At 49.0% G+C, this 3,684-nt stretch carries 5 protein-coding genes; 2 read left to right on the top strand and 3 right to left on the bottom strand.

Annotated elements, in window-relative coordinates:
- Together A3751_RS12715 and A3751_RS12710 are read left to right on the top strand one after the other, a co-directional pair.
- Positions 1-997, top strand: a 997-nt coding sequence (locus A3751_RS12715) for a glycosyltransferase family 4 protein (RefSeq protein ID WP_068456597.1), incomplete at its 5' end; no start/stop codon positions are given.
- A gap of 1 nt (position 998) precedes the next feature.
- Positions 999-1,436, top strand: a complete 438-nt coding sequence (locus A3751_RS12710) for a PaaI family thioesterase (protein ID WP_068456594.1) — start codon at positions 999-1,001, stop codon at positions 1,434-1,436.
- Here the strand turns inward: A3751_RS12710 and A3751_RS12705 are convergent, their stop codons facing one another.
- From A3751_RS12705 to rfaE2, 3 genes are all read right to left on the bottom strand, one after another.
- The gene (locus A3751_RS12705; protein ID WP_068456591.1) at positions 1,437-2,156 is read right to left on the bottom strand and encodes a sulfite exporter TauE/SafE family protein; all 720 of its coding nucleotides are present in this window, start codon (positions 2,154-2,156) and stop codon (positions 1,437-1,439) included.
- 1 nt (position 2,157) lies between these two features.
- Positions 2,158-3,219 carry a glycosyltransferase family 9 protein gene (locus A3751_RS12700; RefSeq protein ID WP_197466321.1) on the bottom strand — a complete coding sequence of 354 codons (1,062 nt, stop codon included), beginning with the start codon at positions 3,217-3,219 and terminating at the stop codon, positions 2,158-2,160.
- 5 nt (positions 3,220-3,224) lie between these two features.
- On the bottom strand, positions 3,225-3,684 hold a 460-nt coding region (gene rfaE2 / locus A3751_RS12695; RefSeq protein WP_156492423.1), incomplete at its 5' end, for a D-glycero-beta-D-manno-heptose 1-phosphate adenylyltransferase.

The following is a 3,684-nucleotide window of genomic DNA, read 5'->3' as shown; positions in this document are numbered from 1 at the left end:
GTCATTTTTAATCTCAGAGAAAGTAAAGCCGATTGCTTATTCTCATACCAGCGCGCAAGTTCGTAAAACCTTTCGCTGGCCTTTCAAGGGTGCGATCCGACGTCGTTTTTTTAAGTGGCAGACGGAGTATTGGTTAGGCCGTATTGCGCCTGATGTATCGATCGCGCACGGAGATATCGCGAGCGCGGATGTGTGTTTTATTCATAATTGTGTGCATTTTGAACATGAACTTATTCATGGCGTCCCATTGCCCAGCGACAATGATGTTGGCGCGTTGCATACAGAAGTTCTAACCAAGCAGCAGTTTCAAGTCTTGGTGTGTAACTCGGAACTCATGAAGCAGGATCTGGTGCAGAGGTTCCATATTCGCGATAAGCATATCGAAGTACTTTATCCAAGTTGTGACCCAGACAGCGTCACGCGTCCAGAGCGAGATATGCGCGCAGAGCTTGGTATGACAGGTGCTGACTTGGTGATCGGATTGATTACCTCAGGTAACTTCAAAAAGCGTAACGTGCAGTTGTTTCTCGAGGTGAGCGCGCAGCTTCGCTCAGAGCAGCGTTTGCATATCGTTGTTGCTGGTAATGGCAAGGCGAGTGAGTTTCAGAACTTGTTGGAACAGCACCCGCATACTGTGCACTTTCTTCCATCGACTGACTGTGTTGCAGACTATTACGCTATGCTGGATGTGTTTGTATTACCTGCCTTTATCGAAGAGTTTGGAATGAGTGCGCTAGAGGCAATGACCTGCTCAAAGCCGGTCGTTCTTCACAATATGGTTGGCGCGAGCGAAATCCTCGAGGGAGAGAGTGTGTCTTTTTCGATCTCTGGCTTGGATCAGCAAGTTTGGACTAACGCCTTACAAGCGCTCTGTGATGATGCAGGATTGCGAAAGCGGTTAGGCGCGCAAAATGCGGAGACAGCGAAAAAATATACCGCCAGCCAGCAGAATAAAAAGTTTCTCGAGCTGATTAGCCGATTTCAGGAAAACAGTTAATATGACGAAAAGCGAGCACTACACAGCGTTATGCAATATGTATCGCGCCGCCCCGATTAATGCCATCTTTCCTCCTCGCATCGAAATTGAAGAGGGGGCTTGCACCATAGAAATTGACCTGAAGCCTGAGTACTGTCATTCGGCGGGAGGAACTCATGGCTCTGTTTACTTTAAGCTGTTAGACGACACGGCTTTCTTTGCTGCGAATTCGTTTGAGGACGAAGTCTTTGTTTTAACAACCTCGTTTACCACCTATATCACTCGCCCAGTCTCTGAAGGCATCATGCGAGCACACGGACGCATTGTTAATAAAAATAGAACGCAGTTTATTGCTGAGTCGGTCGCCTATGATCAGCAAGGTCGTGAAATTGCGCGAGGAAGCGGGATATTTGTCCGTGGCAAGTATCCGCTCAAAGATGCAATGGGCTATGGCTTATAGCTAAAGGAATACCCCTGCGAGCGCAATGAGCGCCGCACCGCCACATAGTATGAGCAGTAGTGGCCTAAACTTCTCGCCATCATCAATGTAATCCCTCGATTTTATACCCAGTACAAACCCTACGATACAAACAGGCAGAAAACTGACACTCTCCATTAGAAGTTGGTCATTCAGAATGCCAATGTAGGCGTAGGAGACCATGCTGATGGTGCAGCTATACCCAAAATACAAAGACAGGTTGGCGCGCACATTTTTGGGGTTGCCATGTTGCATAACCAAAGCCATTGGCGGCCCGCCTATGGATGTTGTGGTCCCCATTATCCCGCTGACGAATGCGGCTGTTCCCATCCGAGCCGGGGTGTATTGAAACTGCTTGCCAAAGTAGGAGATGACAACGGCCAGTAGCACGCAGCCAGCGACAAATATTTGAAGCGTCTTTGAGTCGAGTTGCATCAACAGCCAGGCGCCAACGACGGTGCCCGGAAGGCGCGTTATAAAAGGGAGTATTAGCGCTTTTAGCTCTAAGTGAGCACGCTGGTTCCAGGTGTTTAAGATGCTGAGGAACAAGGCGCAGAGCGTGAGCGCGACGGGAACCCATAGAGGGTTGAGAATAACGATGATCGGAGCGGCGATCACGGCCATGCCAAAACCTAAAGCCGTTTGTACCCAGCAGCCGATGAACAAACTAAACGCCGCAGCGAGCCAGACCCATAATTCCATTCTAGGAGTCGAGTTCTAATAGCAGGTGATCAATTTGCTCAAAGACTTCTTTGCTTGTGATGGTATCCATTAGGTCTGATCCATGAACTCGTTTTCCCCATTTTACCTGCTCTGGAAGTTTGCCATATTGCTGTCTTAGATGCGCTTGGTAATGGTCAACGACATAGTTTTGGCTGCTATATGGCCCGGTTCGCTTGGGGTTTGAGTGGGCATATAGACCAATGACGCCCGTGCCTGCTGCATTCGCCAGATGCAGCGGCCCTGTATCTGGCGCGAGAACAAACAAAGCGCGCCCCAAAAGTGCGTAAAGTTGTTTTAGAGTGGTTTGACCTACGAGGTTCTTCACGGGAACGCGGGTCTTGCTGCTAATGTATTCTGCAATCTCCGTATCGAGCGGCGCGGGACCTCCACATAGAATGACATTGATGCCTTTCCGTTGTACAAAATGTATCGCATCGATATAGCCTTGCGATGACCAACAGCGCTCTTTTTTACTTGCAGCAGGGCAAAGAATCATCGTTTGCTGGCCGTCGGGGATCATGCTTAGGGCAAATTCCCGGTCGGCCTCAGTAACTGGAATATTCCATGTCGGTGGGTAGCAATGCTCCTCTTTCGCCCCGAGCTTCAATGCGAAGCTTATAAAGCTATCGAGAACGTGCTGTTCGCTACTTTTTGGCAGCAAAGGTGGGATGCGCTCATTAATGACTAGTGAGTGTCCTTCTTTGGCGCGCTTCCAGTCATAGCCAAGTTTCTTTTTCGCCGGAATCAAGCGGGCAAGACGATTGGCGCGCATCGCGACCTGCATGTGCAACAATACATCGAAGGAGCGATTCTGCATCGCCGTTTTTAAGTCGTCGATCGCCGCTTTACCGCGTGCTTTTTCAAAGACAATAAATTCGATACCAGGAAGGTCGTAAACAAGCTGATGTTCGAGTTTACCGATAATCCATGTGATTTTTGCCTCGGAGAAGCTTTTTTGGATAGCCTGAACAGCTGCGACTGCGTTGCAGACATCGCCGAGCGCAGATAGACGCAGAATGCAGATGGATTCAGGACTGGACATAATTACTACTCGTCGCTTTGATTCTGTATCTTCTCGATGATACGAGTTGTTGAGCAGCCATCAACAAACTCTATGACAGCGACTTTACCACCGTTGCTTTGGACTAAGTCTGCTCCGACAATCGTTTCCACAGTATAGTCACCGCCTTTGGCAAGGACGTCCGGCTGAACTTTCTCGATCAAATAATAGGGCGTGTCATCATATTGGTCGCCTTTAACTTCGCCGAACGGCAGCACCCAGTCTACACTCGCTAAGCCGCCAATGACGGTTGCGCGGTCTTCAAACCGATTTACCGGGCGTGTTTCGCCTTTCAGTCTTTTAACCGATTCATCAGAATTAAGGCCTAACACTAAGCGGTCGCCAAGCGCGCGAGCTTTCTCAAGGTAACGAACATGGCCAGCATGCAAAATATCAAAGCAGCCGTTCGTGAATACAATTTTTTCGCCTGCGAGTTTGGCTAACTCA

Source organism: Oleiphilus sp. HI0080, from assembly GCF_001635135.1.
Note: the sequence above shows the minus strand (reverse complement) of the source record. Positions and strands in the feature narration are given on the sequence as shown.

Coding starts and splice junctions, on each gene's coding strand:
- A3751_RS12710 (WP_068456594.1), top strand. CDS start 999: ATGACGAAAAGCGAGCACTACACAGCGTTATGCAATATGTATCGCGCC.
- A3751_RS12705 (WP_068456591.1), bottom strand. CDS start 2,156: ATGGAATTATGGGTCTGGCTCGCTGCGGCGTTTAGTTTGTTCATCGGC.
- A3751_RS12700 (WP_197466321.1), bottom strand. CDS start 3,219: ATGTCCAGTCCTGAATCCATCTGCATTCTGCGTCTATCTGCGCTCGGC.